The organism is Euzebyella marina, from assembly GCF_003687485.1.
Classification (GTDB): Bacteria; Bacteroidota; Bacteroidia; order Flavobacteriales; family Flavobacteriaceae; genus Euzebyella; species Euzebyella marina.
The window spans coordinates 494,547-511,225 of sequence record NZ_CP032050.1 but is presented as its reverse complement, the minus strand read 5'-3'; the positions used below and the strand labels follow the sequence as shown (position 1 = coordinate 511,225).

Genomic DNA, 16,679 nt, shown 5'->3' with positions numbered 1-16,679 from the left:
ATCGATGAGCAAAATAAAAAAGAACGCCGATAAGGAATTTAAATTATCGTCATGGGCCATCGATAATCCTTCGGTTATCTATGTAATGATCGGTATTTTCCTTTGGCTAGGGTTTTCGGCCTATATGGCTATGCCCAGGGAAGATTTCCCTGAAATCGTTGAGACCAAAATCTACATTAGTACTCCCTACCCTGGGAACACGGCAGAGGATATTGAAAGACTGATTACCGACCCTCTTGAAGATCGATTAAAAAACGTCAGTAACGTAGTTGAAATTACCTCGACCTCACAAGAAGATTATGCAATCATAACGGTTGAATTTGATGAGGAAATCACCGTTGAACAGGCCAAGCAAAAGGTCAAAGATGAAGTAGACGGGGAAAAGGCGAGTGAAGATTGGCCTACTTTTAACGGCGCCAAAGTAGAACCGAATGTGTTCGACCTGAACTTCTCTGAAGAAGTACCCATAATGAACATCAATTTCACAGGTGATTATACCGTAGAAAAACTTAAGGAGTTCGCAGAGCACCTACAAGATGAAATTGAAGACCTTCCTGAAATAAAGAAGGCCGATATTAGAGGTGCACAAGAGAAAGAGGTAGAGGTGGCCGTTGATATTTATAAAATGATGGCTGCGAAGGTGAGCTTTCAAGATGTACTTAATGCCATTTCTAACGGTAACATGACCATGTCTGCCGGTAACCTCAAAACGAGCGGCCAACGTAGAACCATCAGAATCCTTGGGGAAATCGACAAGCCCAAAGAACTGGAGAATTTTGTAGTAAAATCAGAAAACGGTGCCGTTTACTTAAAGGATATTGCAGCCATAAGTTTTGAGGAGCAAGACAAAACCACATTTGCTCGTGAGTTCGGTGATAATGTGGTTATGTTGGATGTAAAGAAACGTGCCGGTAGAAATGCCATTTCAGCGGCCGACCAGATCAAGGAAATAGTTAAAGAAGAGTTGGCTAATTACTATCCGCCGGACTTACACATTTCTATCGCGAACGATTCATCTACCAGAACATTGAACCAAGTAGATGATTTGGTTAACAATATCATCTTCGGAATTATCTTAGTAGTAACCGTACTGATGTTCTTCTTGGGCTTTAGAAATGCGCTTTTCGTAGGCTTTGCGATACCTATGTCAATGTTTATGTCATTCGTCATCTTAAACCTGCTTGGCTACACCTTGAACACAATGATACTGTTCGGTATGATCATGGGCCTTGGTATGCTGGTTGACAACGGTATTGTGGTGGTTGAAAACGTTTATCGCTTAATGGATGAGGGCATGTCTCGCACCGAAGCTGCGAAAAAGGGTATTGGTGAGATCGCTTTTCCTATTATCATATCAACAGCGACCACCGTGGCAGCGTTTGTTCCGTTAGGTCTTTGGCCAGGTATCTTTGGCCAGTTTATGATTTACTTCCCGATTACGTTATCGGTGGTATTGGGTTCTTCGCTCTTCGTGGCCATATTCATGAACTCTATGTTGGTATCACAATTTATGAGTACCGATGAAAAAGAATTGACAAGAAAACAGCTGATCAGACTCACCTTGATTTTAGGTGGCTTCGGACTTCTATTCCTGATATTCGGTGGTGCGCTGAGAGGTCTAGGGTCGGTATTGATTTTAACAGCTCTTATGTTCTGGGTATATAAATATGCCATTAAAGGAGCAGCGGTCAATTTTCAGAAGAAAACCATGTCACGCTTCGAGAATTGGTATGAAAAGAGGTTAAAGCATGCTTTAAGGGGCCGCAATGTATATTGGTACTTCAGCATTACCTTTTTGATGTTAATTGGTGTATTTATGCTATTCGGCGCTTCATTGGGCAGTGGCAGAACGAAAGTAGAGTTCTTCCCTGACAATAAGCCTAACGAAATCTATGTGTACATAGAATATCCGCAAGGAACCGCCATAGAAAAGACCAATGAAATTACCCAAGATATAGAGAATAGGGTCTACGAGGTATTGGACAATTCGGAATACAAGAAAGACGGTGAAAATTTTATGGTTGCCTCTGCAGTATCGGTTGTTGGCGAAGGAGCAGGAAACCCGCTCACGGATGGTGGATCATCTGCCGAAATGCCTCATAAAGGTAAGGTAACCGTTAACTTTAGCGAATACAAGTTCAGAAACGGTATTAACACCGAAGATATTAGGGCAAGGGTTCAATCTGCTCTTGAAGGCATCTACCCCGGTGTTGCTATTTCCGTTGAAAAAGATGCCAATGGCCCACCAGCAGGCTACCCTATCAACATCGAACTTGAAGGGAAGGATTATGACCAATTAATCAATACAGCCGAAGACATTAGAAACTTTATCAACACCAAGAATATCGGTGGTATTGAAGAGCTAAAGATTGATGTAAACAAGGGCAAACCCTCAATGCAGGTTATTGTAGATAGGGAAAAAGCCGGTGAACTAGGTGTTGCCGTAGGTCAAGTAGGTAATCAGTTGAGAAGGTCGCTGTTCGGAGAGAAAGCAGGAGTTTTCAAAGAAGAAGGTGAAGATTATGATATCAATGTGCGCTTCAACGAAGATTTACGGTATAACAAAAGTGCTCTGTTTAATCAAAATATCATTTTTAGGGATGCTGCAAGCGGGCAAATCAAAGAAATACCTATCTCTGCAGTAGCAAAAGAAAAGAATACCTCTGCATTTAGCGCCATTAAGCACAGAGATGGTGAAAGGGTGGTAACTGTTTACTCAGGTCTTAAACCAGGGTTTACAGATGCCGGTGCCATTGTTGCCGAGATTCAAAAAGAAATGGAAGATTTCAAAGGTGTGCCTGAGGATATCAAAATTGATTACACTGGGCAACTTGAAGAGCAGAACAAGCAACAAATGTTTTTGATCGGGGCTTTCTTCTCCGGACTCGGGCTGATCATGCTTATTTTGATTTTCCAGTTTGGCGGTATCTCCAAGCCTTTGATTATCATGATTGCCATATTCTTAAGCTTTATCGGGGTGTTTGGTGGATTGATGCTTACAGGATGGTCATTCGTAATAATGATGACCATGATGGGTATTATCTCGCTTGCAGGTATTGTGGTCAACAACGGGGTGGTACTCTTGGATTACACTCAAATTTTAGTAGACCGGAAAAAGGTGAAATTGGGTATGGACGATAGTGACTTGTTAACTTTAAAAGATGCTACCTCAGCCATAGTTCAAGGTGGAAAAGCGAGGTTGAGACCTGTAATACTTACAGCAATCACCACCGTACTTGGTCTTATACCGTTGGCCATTGGTCTGAACATAGATTTCTTCTCATTGTTCTCAGAATTCAACCCGAAAATCTATGTGGGCGGTGACAACGTGGTATTCTGGGGTCCACTGGCATGGACAGTTATCTTCGGATTATTGGTAGCAACCTTTCTTACATTAATAATTGTACCTGTTTTATTCAATATTGTATATAGAATAAAGATCTGGGTAAGGGGAACTAATAAGAAAACTGAAAAGGTAGAAACACCAACGGCAGAAGTTATTGCATAAACTTAACCCCAAGTTTTAAAAAGCCCTAGATTAATTATCCGGGGCTTTTTTTATTTCTTTCGTTGTTGTTTGGAAGAACGGTCAACTTCCACATTAATAGGTTTCATTCGATTTAATCGAGGCTCGTTCGGGTAGTATAGCCAGTCAAAAATAGAAGCTAATAATAATCCGCCCATAAAGGCGCAAAGAGAAGAAACTATCCAATCATCAAAGCTTATTCGGGTCGCTCCATTAAACCTTAAATACATAATTCCGGAAGCGACCATCATAATGCATAGCCAATAAATCTCCTTTCTTCGGTTTGAGGGAAAATATTTTCTAAAAGGTAGCTTGTGAAAAAATAGTAACAAAGCTAAAGCCCCAAGAAGACTAAAACCATATTGAAGTACGAAGTACAAAGGCATGCCTTTAAAAGGAATTTCCAAGAAAGGCATCCATTCAACAAAAATACCGTGCTTGTGCGTAAAGGCATCCCAAAACAAATGACCCAAATTGCCAAGAATTATAGAAATAATCACCTTCAAGACATTACGTTTAAAGTAATCGTTCCAATCAAAGTTCAAAAATGGTCTTAACCTCTTTTCAAAATAAGGTGGCAGGTTCAATATCAGGGCTTTTCGTATAACATTGTGATATAGAAATATCAAGACAATTGACAGTGGTAAATTCAGCCAGAGCATGGGCAAAAGACTATGTCCGAAAATCACATGGGCCTTCATAAGAAGAATGAACTCAAAGTCGGGCACCATACTGCCCATAATGAGCCCCGAAGCCGAAAAGTATCTACTTTTCAACAAAGGAATGATCAAAGCCGGATGTGAACCAGTAAATGGCATAGCGTTTTTTTAATCAGGAATCAAAATTAAATGGAATCCTTCATATAAGACAACGAAACAAATGCCGTAAATGTTATGTTTTATTTATTTTTTAGCATTTCTTATGAAATGCCCCGCTTTGTTATGATTTCCTTTAAAAAATTAGAAAGGCCTGATAATAACATCAGGCCTTTCATCTAATTTAACACATTGTGAATTAACTACTTATTTTCATTTGCAGGTACCGGTATGGCCGATGGCACGTTATCGGTCGACCTATCGTTTGGCAATTCGCTTAACCTGTCGAAACGCCGCATATCGATCCATCGATGTCCTTCACCAAACAGGGAATACCTGCGGTTGTACAGCAATTCATCCTCTAAGGCAGCAGGGGTGGTTGCACCACCATATGCCGGCAGCCCAGCTGCGGTTCGTAATACATCTAGCGCGGCGACCGCCTCTGTAGGGTTTGATTGCATGTTTGCCTCTGCATAAAGAAGAATAAGTTCTTCATTACGCATTACCGGCACATTATCAATGTTCGTCGAATACAACGCTACGTCGTGGGTACCTACCAAGCCAGTTGCCTCTCGAGGTTCGTCTCTTAAAACTACCTTATTTAAACGGTTGTCACCATCTTGTACATCAGTAACGAAACTGGAGTGCGCTACGCGAACATTCGCTGTTTGGTTCAAAGCGATGAACAAAGGGTTGGCAATATCTTGACCACTTAAAGAAAATGTATGGTAAATTCCAGCATTCAAATCTCCGTTCAAATCAAAAAACGAAGCGTCTAAAGCGGTCAAAACAGCATCATAGTTTCCACGATAGGCTTCAACCCTGGCCAATAGGGCCCTATTGAACTGTAAAAATGTCTGCGGAGTATCAAAACCTGCGTAACCGACAGTTAGGCCAAAAGAAAATGCTCCACCTCCATTACCAAGCTCACCGGCCGCCGTATTCAGTAAATCGGCGATAGCCGTTAAAGCAGCTGAGTTATCTACAAAAGCACCTAAGTTTTCAGAATCTGCAACATCGACACGAATACCATTGTCGTACTGATTGTCGGTAAGCATCAATAACTCATGGGCCTTTAAGGTATTCAACACACCTCTGGCTGCGGCTATTTCCGCAGGAGAAAAATCTGCTGTAGTATTATCGAGTCCTTCAAGAATAAGATTTATATCTTTTATCGTAGCATATCTAGCCCCCCATGGGGTTGTCACGTAAAAAGTATTGTTATCTAAATTACCTACCACAACATCACCTTCATAACGAGGATCAGAAGATGTAAAGTAATAATACTCTCTACCAAATATGCTTTGCACATCGGTATGGGTCGATATACCGACCCTCATATCTGAAAGCACCCCAGAAATAGCTTGGGTCAGCTCACCTCGAGATATATCATCGGAAATTGACGAGGTACTGGCCCCGTTCAAACTTTCTCCACCGTCCAATTCGCAAGAAGCGAGAATGAGGGCGAGCATCACTAATATGATCTTTATGCTTTTAATCATTTTCATTTTGCAAGTTTTTATGGTTAGAACTGCACTGATATGTGCATCATGTATCTTTTGGATGATGGAAATGGAGTTACCTCAACACCGGTCGAAAGACCGTTACCCCCGAAATTCGAAACCTCAGGGTCGTAACTATTGTAATCAAAAACATTGATTATGTTATTACCTGAAAAGCCCACCTTTACATCGGAAATAACGTTGCCGAACCAATCAGTCAAATGTTTAGATGGTACTGTGTAGTACAAACCGATTTCACGCAACCTCAGATAAGAAGCATCTTCTACAAAAGGGGTGGCGTTACCGGCAAAAATACCGTTGTTAACACGATACTCCCCATTCGGAATTTGTCCATCGGGGTCAATTGAAATTTCATCATAATCTGCACTGGTTCCTCCGAAATCAGAAAGCAACTTGGTCAAATTGACGTTATCACCCCCTTTTTTCCAATGCCAAAGAAATGAAAGTGAGAAATCTTTATAATTGATATTGTTCATTAATGATGTCTGAAAGTCTGGTTCTGCATCACCCAATTGAACTAAATCACCATCCACATTATTTCCGACTATTTGGGTAACACTTTTTCCTTCTTCAATTCGGAAGGTTCCTAAACTAGTACCAAAACCACCGGTGTTGTACGCAGGAATATCCATTCGTAACATTTCAGAGGTGTTTTTCCACCAGTTCAGGGTAGCATCCCAAGAAAAATCTTCTTTATTGATTATGGCAGCGTTCAAAGCTATCTCGACCCCTCTATTTTGTAATTCTCCGGCATTCTCCCATTTGGTGGTAAACCCTGACGATGGCTCGGTATTTGCCAATAAAAGTAAATCATCTACCCTTTTTTGGTACCATGTAAATTCAAGGCCTAAACGTTCATCTAGTATACCAAGATCAAAACCGACCTCCAGTTCTTTCTGACGTTCGGGAGTAATTTCCGGATTACCTTGGGTAATAGGCACAACAATACCTACACTGCCATCGACCAATGTACTCTGGTATACCGTGTAAAGTGATCCGAAGGCTGCAAACGTACCGGCCTCACCATACGCTGCTCTCAACTTGAGTCGGTTTAAGAAGCTTTCTTCATTCCAAAAATCAAAATTGTTAAGATTGGCGGCCAAAGAAGCTTTTGGGTAGTAAAAGAATTGGTTGATATCACCGTTATTGGTCGACTTATCTCCTCGAAGACCTAAAGTACCGATTAGCTTGTCTTGATAGTTGACGGTCTCTTGAACAAAAAAGCCCATGTCTTCTTGCTCTAATCGATTTTGATTTACATTCTGGTTGGCGCCTTGATCTACATTGGTTTCAGAAGCGATCAAATCAGAAGCAACTACGCTGACCGTATTTCTACTGAATTGTTCGTTGGTAGCACCCACCTGTGTATTAAAAGAGATTTCATTGTCGGTAAAATAGTTGTGTACCAAGAAAGCGGAGTAGTTGGCATTTTTATTATTGGTGTTGGTAATGGCCGAAACACCGTTTACACCACCTTGGTCTTCTCTTTGAAACTGTAGTTCTTTAGGAAAGATGACCTTCGCCTCCATATTATAAGTATCAACACCGGACCTTGCTACTAATTTAAGATTAGAGTTCTGGTTGCTGTAAAGGTTGACATCTAAGGTTCCTCCTAAAATGAAGCGGTTGACCCTTTCATTATTGGTCATCAAATCTCTTGTTTGCAAAGGGTTCGATGAGTTATTAGGGTGATCAGGGTAGTTGCCGTTTGCGTCAGGCAGCAAATAATCCCAAGGCCTTGTACTGGTCAATGCCACCCCAATGGTAGTACCACTATTATCATTGTTGAAGAACCCCCTATCAGCAGAAGAACTGATATAATTTGAATTAAGGGAAAGCTTGATATTCGTATTGAAATTATGTTCAACATTCAATCGAAAAGACGTCTTTTTATATCCGGTATTTTTCACAATACCGTTTTCATCGTTATTTGTGATTCCCGCAAAAAAGGTTGTTTTTTCATTACCTCCTGAGGCGCTCAAATTGGTATTACTGATAAGGCCTTCCTCTCCAAATATCTCCTCTTCATAATCGCGTAGACGACCGGCCTCAAGCGCTGCGGCATAAAGGTCTCCTTCCCCAAATTGACTTTCGGCAAGTGCCTCGCTCCAATTACGTTGGCCCTGTAGTCGAATGATTTGATTGAACCCAAAACCCTGCGAAAGATTAACCTTTGTTTTACCGGCTTTACCCTTTTTAGTAGTAATAATCACAACCCCCGCAGCACCCCTAGAACCATATATGGCTGCAGCGGATGCTCCTTTGAGTATTTCAATGTTCGCAATATCGTCTGGGTTGATATCGGCAATTCTATTGGTGGCATTATCCTGTGTCGAGGCATTACCCCCTCCAGATGCCTGTGAAACGGCGTTGAGTCCTCCAGAGGAAATACTACTGTTATCAACATAGACACCATCAACTATATATAATGGTTGAGAGTTACCGTTAATGGAGGTCACCCCCCTGAATTTAATTGACATACCTCCACCGGGTGCTCCCGAGTTGGCACTAACTACCGCCCCAGTGAATTTACCGGCCAATGCTCCGTCAAGTGTTTTTGGCGGTGTAACACCTGCTAGCTCTGCGGCCGATACCGTTGCAACGGCATTTGCCAGGTTCCTTCTCTTTACCGAAGAAGCGAGACCCGATACGACTACCTCTTCAAGACCCATCACAGATTCTTCAAGGGTTACGTCTAAATTAGAGCCCCCGTTCACTTGCAATTCCTTCGAGGCGTAGCCTAAAGAAGAAAACACCAATGTGGCGGGAAAATCATCTACGGTTATCTGATAATTACCGTCAAAATCTGAAGTTGTTCCGTTCGTAGTGCCTTTCACAACTATGTTCGCACCTGGCACCGGAAGATTATTATCATCGGTAATGGTGCCCTGAACCACTTCTTGTGAGAAAGCAAAAATCGGAACTGTGAGAAACGCCAAAAGAAGGGCCCCTCTAAACAATGTTTGTTTCATTTTCATGAGTTGATTATTTAGCTAATTGTAAGACAAGTTACACAACAAATATCACAAAGGTGAATTTATTGTTAAATTTTGATATTTCCATTAATTATTTTTAACTAATTATGAGATATATGAATACAGTCAAATCGTTAGACGAAACGCTGATATCTTCTTACATTTGTGGCTTTAATTTGACAGTAGATGTTTAGAAGCCATACTTGCGGAGAATTACGTGAATCACATATAAATCAGAAGGTAACCCTATCTGGGTGGGTACAAAAAACCCGTGATAAAGGATTTGTAGTCTGGGTAGATTTACGGGACAGGTACGGAATAACCCAATTGGTATTTGATGAAGACCGTACTGCTTCGGCGTTGTTGGACCAAGCTCGATCGCTCGGACGAGAATTCGTAGTTCAAGTAGAGGGCGAGGTTATTGAGAGAGCTTCTAAAAATGCCAACATCCCCACAGGCAACATTGAAGTTCTTGTCGAAAACCTAACGGTACTTAATAGTTCAAAGACACCGCCTTTTACCATAGAGAACGAAACTGATGGCGGTGAAGATTTACGAATGAAATTCCGATACTTGGACATTCGAAGAAATCCGGTCAAGAACAACCTTATTTTTCGAAGTAAGGTAACCATGGAAGTAAGGAAATATTTAGCCGAAAAAAGCTTCATCGAGGTAGAAACACCTTATCTTATAAAATCTACACCAGAAGGGGCCAGAGATTTCGTAGTTCCGAGCCGTATGAACGAAGGACAGTTTTATGCCCTTCCGCAGTCACCTCAGACATTTAAACAGTTACTCATGGTAGCTGGCATGGATAAGTATTTTCAGATTGTCAAATGCTTTAGGGATGAAGACCTACGGGCCGATAGACAGCCTGAATTTACCCAAATCGATTGTGAAATGGCCTTTGTTGAACAAGAGGACATTCTCAATGTATTTGAAGGTTTGACCCGCCACCTACTGAAAGAAATCAATGGGGTAGAGATATCAGCTTTTCCTAGAATTACCTACGACGATGCCATGCGCATCTATGGTAATGACAAGCCTGACATTCGTTTCGGAATGGAATTCGCTGAACTTAACGATGTCGCTCAACACAAAGATTTCAATGTTTTTAATTCTTCCGAACTGGTCGTAGCGATAGCCGTTCCTGGTGCAGCTTCTTACACCCGAAAAGAAATTGATGCACTAATTGATTGGGTCAAACGGCCTCAAATCGGTGCCAAAGGCATGGTGTATGTTAAATATAATGAGGATGGCAGCTATAAGTCTTCAGTAGATAAGTTTTATGACCAAGAAGATTTGGCCAAATGGGCAGAAGCAACGGAAGCCAAGCCCGGCGACTTAATTTGCGTTCTCTCAGGTGAAATGAACAAGACCAGAACTCAACTTAGTGCACTAAGAATGGAGCTAGCCTCGCGTTTGGGCCTAAGAAAACCAAATGAATTCGCCCCTTTATGGGTGGTTGATTTCCCTTTACTGGAACTTGATGAAGAAACAGGTAATTACCACGCCATGCACCACCCTTTTACCTCACCCAAACCCGGCCAACTAGAGTTATTGGATACTGACCCCGGTGCGGTAAGAGCCAATGCATACGACTTGGTACTCAATGGAAACGAGATTGGCGGTGGTTCTATACGTATACATGATAAGGGCGTACAAGAAACTATGTTCAAACATTTAGGGTTCACCCCGGAAGAAGCAAAGGCCCAATTCGGTTTTCTAATGGATGCCTTTCAATATGGCGCCCCGCCCCATGGAGGTATCGCTTTCGGACTAGACCGATTGGTAGCGATTCTTGGCGGACAGGAAACCATTCGCGATTTTATCGCGTTTCCTAAAAATAATAGCGGTCGCGATGTAATGATTGATGCTCCCGCCCCTATCGACCAAGAACAATTAGATGAATTGAACTTAAAGCTCAACAATATTGAGGTAACCGAATAGATGGTTCATTCGGGGATTTTCATACCTTTAATTAGGTCAATAGTTTAAATGCCCAGCCAGTTAAAACATCTTTCAACCAAATTTTTAAAATGGCGATATAAAAACATCTCCAACAAAACCTTTACGCACATAATGAGCGTTTTGGTAGGTCTGTTGGCAGGTCTGGCATCGGTAACCCTTAAAAACATCGTTTATTTTATAGAGACCTCTCTTGAAAAGGGAGTGCTTATTTCCAATAACGGCATCTACTTTATCCTTCCTATAATTGGGCTCACTCTAGTGTTTCTCTATGTAAAATTCATTCATAAAGAAAAACTGAACCATGCGGTAAGCTCTATTCTCTTTTCCCTGAGCAAGAAAAAGGGAGTCATTGAACCAAAGCACATTTACACACAGTTGATTGCGGCCCCTTTGACTATTGGTTTTGGGGGCTCGACAGGGCTTTTAGGTCCTGCTGTGGCCTCGGGTGCAGCGATAAGTTCTAACTTGGGAAGGTTATTTCATATCAATTCGAAGACTAGGTCACTTCTGATCGCATGTGCATCTGCCGGTGCCATAGCCTCTATCTTTCAATCGCCGATTGCGGCAATAGTCTTCGCATTAGAGGTATTTAGCCTTGATTTCACCATGCTATCGGCATTGCCGCTATTATTGGCATCTATTTCTGGGGTGCTTACCTCCTATTTTTTTTTAGGGAACGAGGTACTTTTTAAATTCACTATCACACAAAATTTCGAAGTAAAGGATACTGTATTTTATATTGTTCTTGGTGTAGGTACGGCTTTTGCCTCTATCTACTTTACCAAAATGTATTTCGGCATCTTAAAGCTTTTTGAACCCCTGAAAAGCCCAAAATATAAACTCTTGGTTGGCGGTCTGGCAATAGGCATTATGCTTTATTTCATTCCCCCTTTATACGGGGAAGGTTTTGGTTTCATAAATAATCTTTTGGAAGGAAATCATATAAAAGCCTTGGGTAAAACACCGTTTGACAAGTTTATTTCAAACATTTGGGTGGTTATTGCCCTCTTGTTCGGCATCACCATTTTTAAGGCAGTCGCAATGACCACAACCTTGGCAGCTGGTGGTGCCGGTGGCATATTTATTCCTACAATGGTAATGGGCAGTGCACTGGGCAATGTTATGGCTAAGGTCATTAATAATTCAGGGTTGGGTTTTGCGGTATCAGAAAGTAATTTTACCCTTATCGGTATGGCAGGTCTTATAGCCGGCGTACTTCATGCTCCGTTGACGGCCATATTCTTGATTGCTGAGATTACCGGAGGCTACGAGCTGTTTGTACCATTGATGATTACTGCATCCATCTCTTTTTTAATCACAAGAAACGCCATTGATTACACCATATATACCAGAGAGTTAGCCAAAAGCGGAGCACTTTTGACCCACAATAAGGACCAATCGGTATTAACTTTGATGCGCCTTGACGATGTACTGGAGACCAATTTTAAGGTCGTACAACCAAGCATGACTTTGGGTGAAATGCTACATCGCTCGGTAGCCAAATCTACCAGAAATATTTTTCCCGTAGTAAACAAAGATCAAGCCTTGGTGGGTATCGTACTTCTCGACGATATAAGGGAGTTTATGTTCGACACCTCTCTTTACGAGAATACCAAGGTCGAAACCTTTATGCACAATGCTCCCGAACATATATTTTATGGAAAGGATAGCATGAAAACGGTCATGCAGAAATTTCAAAATAGTGGCGCATGGAATCTTCCTGTAATTAAAGATGGAAAGTACATCGGGTTTGTTTCGAAGTCAAAATTGCTCACAGCCTATCGTAGGGAGTTGATTAACTTTACCCGATAATCTTTTTCTAGCCTCAAATTCAAAAAAATCAAATATGAAATATGTAATAATCCTGATAACGCTTCTGTCCTTCGCTTTGATAGGCTATGGCTTCTATGTACAAGAAGAAGATTTGGTAATGGGAAATAAATGTATCGGTTTTGGAACCGTTGGGTTATTTCTGGTAGCCATGCCCCTCTTTTTGATAAAGCATAGCAGAGGCAAAAAAATGAAAGATTATATGCTAACGGAGGAAAATATCAAAAAAATGCGAATGGATTCTTCCGAAAAGCCTGAAAATCAATAAAATTCAATTCAATTAAAAGCCAATTTTAAGTACAGACTGTTCAAAAAATTCATACTTTAGAGGGAACAAACAATTTATCAACTAATATTATTGGCATGACTGGTACTGTAAAATTTTTTAATGAATCCAAAGGATACGGGTTCATAACCAACGACAATACGGGAAAAGACATTTTCGTTCACGCAACCGCCCTCAAAGGAATGGCCCTCAATGAAGGCGACAAAGTTGAATATGTGGAAGAAGAAGGTAGAAAAGGCATGGTGGCCGCCCAAATACACGTTGTGGGATAACCTATCGCCCCCTATGAAACCATGAACCCTTGCAAAATTGCAGGGGTTTTTAATTTTCAACTAATTCAGGTTTCTTTTTTGAATAAAGAATCTTTTCAATAATTCGCCCGCCTCGTTCTCAAGAACTCCTTTTTCCACCACTGTTTTCGGGTGTATTTGTGTGCCTAACGCAACGTAGCCCCTTTGCGGATCGGAGGCTCCGTAAACTATTCTTGAAATTTGGCTCCAATACAGAGCCCCAGCACACATTTGACATGGTTCAAGGGTAACATAAAGCGTACAATCTTTCAAATACTTACCGCCAATGAAATTTGCTGCGGCAGTTATGGCCTGCATTTCGGCATGGGCCGTAACGTCATGTAATTTTTCAGTTAGATTATGGGCCCTTGCAATAATTCTGTTCTTCACCACAATTACCGCACCGACCGGAACTTCACCCTTCTCAAAGGCCATTTCAGCCTCCTGAAGTGCCTTTTTCATAAAGTAGTTATCATCAAAAGGTTGCAGCATGGGCCAAATGTACAATTTTTGACATTTGTTTAAGGAAACCGAAAACTGTTTTGATGTACTTTTACGCCCGAACATGAGCCAACTAGACCGAATTAAATATCCCCACGATCTACGTCAACTCAAAGTTGACGACTTACCTGAGGTTGCTCGTGAATTACGTGAATTCATAATTGATGTTGTTTCTACAAAAGAGGGGCATCTAGGGGCAAGTCTCGGTGTAGTAGAACTTACCTTGGCCCTTCACTATGTTTTTAACACCCCTGAAGATAAATTGATTTGGGATGTCGGCCACCAAGCCTATGGTCATAAGATTCTAACGGGACGGAAAGGGAATTTTCATACCAATCGGCAGCTAGGTGGTGTCAGCGGTTTCCCCAAACGTGATGAAAGTAAGTATGATGACTTTGGCACAGGCCATAGTTCTACTTCCATATCGGCCATTTTGGGCATGGCGATTGCCGCTCAATTAAAAAATATGCCCGATCGCCATCACATTGCTGTTATCGGCGATGCTTCAATTGCCAGCGGAATGGCGTTTGAAGGCCTTAACCATGGCGGAGTTACCGATTGTAATATTTTGATTGTACTTAACGACAACGCTATCGGCATTGACCCAAGTGTCGGAGCGCTCAAAAAGTACTTGACCAATGTTAAAAAAGGCACCGCAAAAGAGGAGAATATTTTTGAATGTTTAAATTTCAAGTATTCCGGGCCTATCGACGGTCACGATTTACCTGCGCTGGTAACTGAACTCAACAGCCTTAAAGAACATTCTGGCCCTAAATTGCTTCATGTGATAACCACTAAAGGAAAGGGTTTAAAAAAGGCGGAGGAAGATCAGGTAACCTATCACGCCCCTGGAAGGTTTAATAAACTGACCGGAGAAAGGGAAAAAAATTCAGCTGAACAGTTCCCGGCAAAATATCAAGATGTATTTGGGCATACCATTGTTGAACTTGCCAAGAACAATGATAAAATTGTGGGTATTACCCCGGCCATGCCAACAGGCAGTTCCCTGAAATATATGATGAAAGAGTTGCCCCAGCGTGCATTCGATGTCGGTATTGCCGAGCAGCATGCGGTCACGCTAGCGGCAGGTATGACCATTGAGGGTTTCAGCGTATTTTGTAATATTTATTCCACTTTTCTCCAAAGAGCCTACGATCAAGTAATACACGACGTAGCTCTGCAAAACCTTCCTGTTATTTTTTGCTTGGATCGTTCAGGTCTGGTAGGAGAAGATGGGGCGACACATCATGGGCTGTATGATATAGCATATTTAAGGTGCATTCCGAACCTTATTATCTTCGCGCCCATGAATGAGCAAGAGTTACGAAACATAATGTACACTGCCCAGTTTGGGTTGTCTCATCCCATAGCCATAAGATACCCCCGCGGTCGAGGGGTTCTTACCGAATGGAGGCAGCCTTTCGAGCAAATAGAAATCGGGTCTTCCGAAACCCTTCAAGAAGGCACAGATGTTGCTGTGCTGTCTATAGGTCATATTGGAAATTCAGTAGTTGAGGCCATTAAAGAAATTGATCAACCGAATAAGGTTGGGCATTTTAACATGCGATTCGTAAAACCCCTTGACCACTCTCTTCTTACAAAAATCTTTGAAGAATACCCCCATATTCTAACCGTGGAAGATGGTTGTAAAATGGGAGGTTTTGGTAGTGCTGTTCTTGAATATGCGAATGAGAAGGGGTTTTCAAAAAGAGTAAAAATTCTAGGGGTCGATGATACCATTATCGGGCATGGTACGGTAGAGCAGTTAAAACAAAAAGCCGAAATAGACGTAACCACCATTAAAAACCAAATAAATAGTTTAATTCATGCACAACAACCATCTTCTTAAAATTGCCATTTGTTGTTTACTTTGTTGTTTTTACTCACTGGGCTCCAAAGCCCAAGTAAGAGATACCATCCCTCCAACGCAAGAAGTTGATAGCATTGTTATTGATACCACAGTTGTAGACACCGTAGTCATTCGAAAAACCCAGGAAAAAATCAAGAACGTACCGCGTAGCGTTGATTTGATGAACCCGGTCGTTTCCTTCAAGCGTACAAAAGCGTTGGGAGACAAGCCGAACAATTTCAAGGTTCCTTCCTTTTGGACCAACATCAATAAATTGGGAGTGAATTTTAGCGAAGTTGCTTTTGTTAACTGGAACGCAGGTGGTAACAATTCAATATCTGCCCTAGGAAAAGCCCGTTTTGAAAGAAATTATAAGTTTCGGTATATTCAATGGGATAATTACATGGAAATGAGCTATGGCCTCAACGTGCAAGAGAACCAAAAGCTACGTAAAACCGATGATTCTTTCCGGGTAAGTTCAACTTTTGGTTTTCAAAGAGACACCATCAGCAACTGGTACTATTCGGCAAGAGCCAACTTCAATACTCAATTCTCGAACGGTTATAAATACCCAGATAGGGAAAACCCGATATCAAGATTCATGGCACCAGGATACTCATTCTTGGGTGCGGGAACATCTTACATTACCAAAGACCAAAAATTCAACTTGTACATTTCACCTATAACGCAAAAGGTAACTTTTGTTCTAGACGATGATTTGGCAAACCGCGGTGCCTTTGGGGTACAGAAAGCTGTTTATGATACCGAAGGAAATATTATAGAAGAAGGAAAAAATGTCTTTCTTGAATTTGGTTTCTTGGTCACGAATCAATGGGAAACGGTACTGATGACCAATACAGTTCTAAAACAGCGACTGAGTTTGTATACAGACTACCTACGGCAGTTCGGTAATGTAGATGTTGACTGGGAATTGAACATTGACCTGCGTGTTAATAAATACATTCTAACCTCTATAGGAACCCATGTCATTTACGATGATGATATTCTCTTTGATGAGCAAACAAACGAACAGGGGGTGGTAACCGACGCCGGTGAACCCCGAATTCAATTCAAACAACTGCTGGGTGTAGGTGTTTCGTACGAATTTTAATA

The 16,679-nt window shown here is 41.5% G+C and carries 11 protein-coding genes; 7 read left to right on the top strand and 4 right to left on the bottom strand.

Annotation, left to right across the window (positions count from 1 at the left end; translation table 11 throughout):
• Nucleotides 1–4 precede the first annotated feature (4 nt).
• Nucleotides 5–3,508, top strand: a complete 3,504-nt coding sequence (locus D1013_RS02150; RefSeq protein ID WP_121847322.1) for an efflux RND transporter permease subunit — start codon at nucleotides 5–7, stop codon at nucleotides 3,506–3,508.
• Between the two features lie 50 nt (nucleotides 3,509–3,558).
• Here the strand turns inward: D1013_RS02150 and D1013_RS02145 are convergent, their stop codons facing one another.
• The 3 genes from D1013_RS02145 to D1013_RS02135 form a co-directional block, all read right to left on the bottom strand.
• Nucleotides 3,559–4,344, bottom strand: coding sequence for a DUF4184 family protein (locus tag D1013_RS02145; protein ID WP_121847321.1), 786 nt, complete (start codon nucleotides 4,342–4,344; stop codon nucleotides 3,559–3,561).
• Between the two features lie 200 nt (nucleotides 4,345–4,544).
• Nucleotides 4,545–5,849 (bottom strand): RagB/SusD family nutrient uptake outer membrane protein, encoded by a 1,305-nt coding sequence (locus tag D1013_RS02140; RefSeq protein WP_121847320.1) that lies wholly within the window; start codon nucleotides 5,847–5,849, stop codon nucleotides 4,545–4,547.
• A 17-nt stretch (nucleotides 5,850–5,866) separates the two neighbouring features.
• The gene (locus D1013_RS02135; RefSeq protein ID WP_121847319.1) at nucleotides 5,867–8,842 is read right to left on the bottom strand and encodes a SusC/RagA family TonB-linked outer membrane protein; all 2,976 of its coding nucleotides are present in this window, start codon (nucleotides 8,840–8,842) and stop codon (nucleotides 5,867–5,869) included.
• A gap of 183 nt (nucleotides 8,843–9,025) precedes the next feature.
• Between D1013_RS02135 and aspS the strand changes: the two genes are divergently transcribed.
• The 4 genes from aspS to D1013_RS02115 all read left to right on the top strand — a co-directional run bounded on the left by aspS (nucleotide 9,026) and on the right by D1013_RS02115 (nucleotide 13,198).
• On the top strand, nucleotides 9,026–10,789 hold the full coding sequence (aspS, locus tag D1013_RS02130; RefSeq protein WP_121847318.1) for an aspartate--tRNA ligase: 1,764 nt from the start codon (nucleotides 9,026–9,028) through the stop codon (nucleotides 10,787–10,789).
• Between the two features lie 48 nt (nucleotides 10,790–10,837).
• Nucleotides 10,838–12,622 carry a chloride channel protein gene (locus D1013_RS02125; protein WP_121847317.1) on the top strand — a complete coding sequence of 595 codons (1,785 nt, stop codon included), beginning with the start codon at nucleotides 10,838–10,840 and terminating at the stop codon, nucleotides 12,620–12,622.
• 34 nt (nucleotides 12,623–12,656) lie between these two features.
• Nucleotides 12,657–12,908: a hypothetical protein gene (locus D1013_RS02120; protein ID WP_121847316.1), complete on the top strand. Its 252-nt coding sequence runs from the start codon at nucleotides 12,657–12,659 to the stop codon at nucleotides 12,906–12,908.
• A 95-nt stretch (nucleotides 12,909–13,003) separates the two neighbouring features.
• Complete coding sequence (locus tag D1013_RS02115; protein ID WP_121847315.1) at nucleotides 13,004–13,198, top strand: cold-shock protein; 195 nt, start codon at nucleotides 13,004–13,006, stop codon at nucleotides 13,196–13,198.
• A 60-nt stretch (nucleotides 13,199–13,258) separates the two neighbouring features.
• Here D1013_RS02115 and D1013_RS02110 read toward each other — a convergent pair whose 3' ends face one another.
• Nucleotides 13,259–13,708, bottom strand: coding sequence for a nucleoside deaminase (locus D1013_RS02110; protein ID WP_121850559.1), 450 nt, complete (start codon nucleotides 13,706–13,708; stop codon nucleotides 13,259–13,261).
• Nucleotides 13,709–13,781: 73 nt separating this feature from the next.
• On the opposite strand from D1013_RS02110, the gene D1013_RS02105 reads away from it, so the two are divergent.
• Both D1013_RS02105 and D1013_RS02100 read left to right on the top strand, forming a co-directional pair.
• Nucleotides 13,782–15,566 carry a 1-deoxy-D-xylulose-5-phosphate synthase gene (locus D1013_RS02105; protein ID WP_121847314.1) on the top strand — a complete coding sequence of 595 codons (1,785 nt, stop codon included), beginning with the start codon at nucleotides 13,782–13,784 and terminating at the stop codon, nucleotides 15,564–15,566.
• The gene (locus tag D1013_RS02100; protein WP_121847313.1) at nucleotides 15,544–16,677 is read left to right on the top strand and encodes a DUF3078 domain-containing protein; all 1,134 of its coding nucleotides are present in this window, start codon (nucleotides 15,544–15,546) and stop codon (nucleotides 16,675–16,677) included. The genes D1013_RS02105 and D1013_RS02100 overlap by 23 nt, the downstream gene beginning before the upstream one ends.
• The last annotated feature ends 2 nt before the right edge of the window (nucleotides 16,678–16,679 follow it).